Here is a 2,276-nt window from a genome sequence, read left to right on the forward strand (position 1 = left end):
CTCCCACCAAAAACTTAACGTTGCGGCTGATGACGGTCTTATCCATGCCAATAGCCTTGCTAACGTCTGCTAGCGACGCGGCCTTTCCGAGTGACGCATAACCTTGAATGATCTTGCTGACTTCGGCGTAAGACGATCCCGGCAAATTGAATTCTTCGGACATCGCTACCTCCTGCCCAATGCGCCACAATATATTGTAGCTGATCCAACGCGTTGCACAAGGCAACAGTTGAGCAGGGTACTCAGCTATATGACTAGCTTCGGACGTACGGTTGGGATAAGGCATTGACCAGTGGACCTGCAGCCAGCGGTAAGAAAATTGGGCTGGCCCTGGTCAACAGCCTGTCCGTCGCGCGCCAGTAAGCTGGATAAAGCCCTGCCGAACCAGCGTGAGATCGCCGCGCCGCGGCCCGTCGCTGTCGCGGCGCGTCACACGTTATGGAGCGCCCGCGCGATCCCGCACATCAGCCGCTCGATTTAACTGCGTAATGGTCCGCTCGGACGCCCTCTCTCCCGAGCTCGGGTCGGCTGTCAGACGGCCCCCGCGTCAGCTGCGCGACACCAGCACCTCGGCCAGGGGCCGGCGTGCCCGCGGCGGGGCGGGGCCGGTCGGCTTGCCGAACCGCACCGCCTGGATCAACCGCCTGTCCGGCGCGATGCCGAAGCGCGTGCAGATCTCGCCGTTGGTCGCGGGATGGTCGGACAGTGCCGCCATGGGCCAGCCCGCCATGCCGAGCTGCGCCGCCTCCAGGCACAGGCGCAGGTAGGCGCGGCCGCTTTCCACCGGGTGCTCGCTGCGCGGGCGGTGGAACAGCGCGATTACCGGCGCGGTGCGGGTGGCCGCGGCCTCGGCCGTCAGGCGCGGGGTCAGCCCGGCGGCCTCCAGCCCCCGCCAGAGCGGGCCGAAGACCAACGGCAGCGCCATGGCCCGCGCCAGGCCGAGGTTCAGCGCCGCCCGGTCCATGCCATCAAGATCCGCCCGCGGGTGGCCGGGCGACAGGCGCATCCAGTCCAGCAACTCGTGGCGCAGGCCCCTGTCGCGCAGCATCTGCAGGCTGGCCCAGTCGTTGCGCTCGGCCAGCCAGGCGCGGCCCTTGTCATCAAGCACCTGCCGTGCGTCGGGGCGCGACCAGCCGTAAAGCTCCATCGGGGCGGCATCGAAGGACCCGCGCCAGGTGAACCGGGCCTCCAGCTGGCGGTGCAGCGGGTCCTCGGCGGCGGCGTCGGTGAACCGCAAATGCGCAAGGGTTTCCAGCCCCCGCCCCGGGGTGAGGCGCGGCATCGGCGCGAGGTCCACCTCGGCCCCGATGCCATGGGCCGACAGCGCCAGCACCATGGCCTCCAGCGCGGCGCCACAGCCCAGCGCCGTGGCGCGCCCCTCGGGGTCACTCGCCGGCAGGGTAACGCCCGGATCGCAAAACAGCGTCGCGCCATCGTGGTCCAGCGCCCAGCGCGCGGGCTGGGCGTTATGCGCGCTCGGGGCCAGCCCGGCGCGGGCCACGCAGGCCTCGAGCACCTCCATGGCGATCATCGTGGCACCCGCGCCGCGCCGGCCGGACCCGGGCCGGGCGGGGATGTCTGCTGGGTGTCGTTGCGGGGCACCACCCGCGGCACTGGTCTCGTCATCTCGGCCGTCTGCCCTCCCTCTGCCGGACGCAGGCTATGCAAGGCAACGGCGGCAGACAAGCCGGGACGGCCCGGGTAGGACCACCCCGCCCGGGGTTTGACGCGGACGGGTGCGCAGACTAGAACAAAGAAGGAACATTTACCGAGGACATCCCCATGCGCTGCGCCCCGCCCCCCACCAGGACCGCCGCCGAGCTGCTGTCCGACCGCGCCACCGACCCGGCCAGGACCGCCGAGGCCCCCACCCTGACCGAGGTCTTCGCGGAAAACGCCAGCGACGGCGGGCCGCTGGGCTTCCTGCTGGCCCAGGTCGACCCCGCGGACGGCCCGGTCCTGTGGATCAGCGACCGGCTGTCGCGGCACGAGGCCGGGCGGCTCTGCATCGCCGGGCTGCCCCGCCCGCTGGAGGTGATCGCGGTGGACGTGAACCGCCCCCTCGACGTGCTCTGGGCCATGGAACAGGGGCTGGGCTGCGGCGTGCTGGGCGCCGTTGTGGGCGAGGTCTGGGGCGAAGCGCCGCAACTGGATTTCACCGCCACCAAGCGCCTGGCGCTGCGCGCCGAGGCGCATGGCGTGGCCGCCTGGCTGGTCCGGCGCGCGGCCCGACCCGACCTGTCGGCGGCGCGCAAGCGCTGGCGCGTCGCCGCGCT

2 protein-coding genes are annotated in these 2,276 nt (G+C 71.0%); one reads left to right on the forward strand and one right to left on the reverse strand.

Annotated elements, in window-relative coordinates; genetic code table 11:
- Positions 1-547 precede the first annotated feature (547 nt).
- A complete protein-coding gene (locus BU124_RS14410) occupies positions 548-1,531 on the reverse strand; it encodes a nitroreductase family protein (RefSeq protein ID WP_084864259.1) in 984 nt (327 codons plus the stop codon).
- Between the two features lie 251 nt (positions 1,532-1,782).
- On the opposite strand from BU124_RS14410, the gene BU124_RS14415 reads away from it, so the two are divergent.
- Positions 1,783-2,276 (forward strand): hypothetical protein (locus BU124_RS14415; RefSeq protein WP_084864260.1); only part of this gene is annotated, 494 nt, incomplete at its 3' end.

The sequence above is a fragment of the Salibaculum halophilum genome (assembly GCF_002094885.1).
Lineage (GTDB): Bacteria > Pseudomonadota > Alphaproteobacteria > Rhodobacterales > Rhodobacteraceae > Salibaculum > Salibaculum halophilum.

Excerpts from the sequence above, each read along its gene's own strand:
- BU124_RS14410 (WP_084864259.1), bottom strand. The coding sequence starts at position 1,531 with ATGATCGCCATGGAGGTGCTCGAGGCCTGCGTGGCCCGCGCCGGGCTG.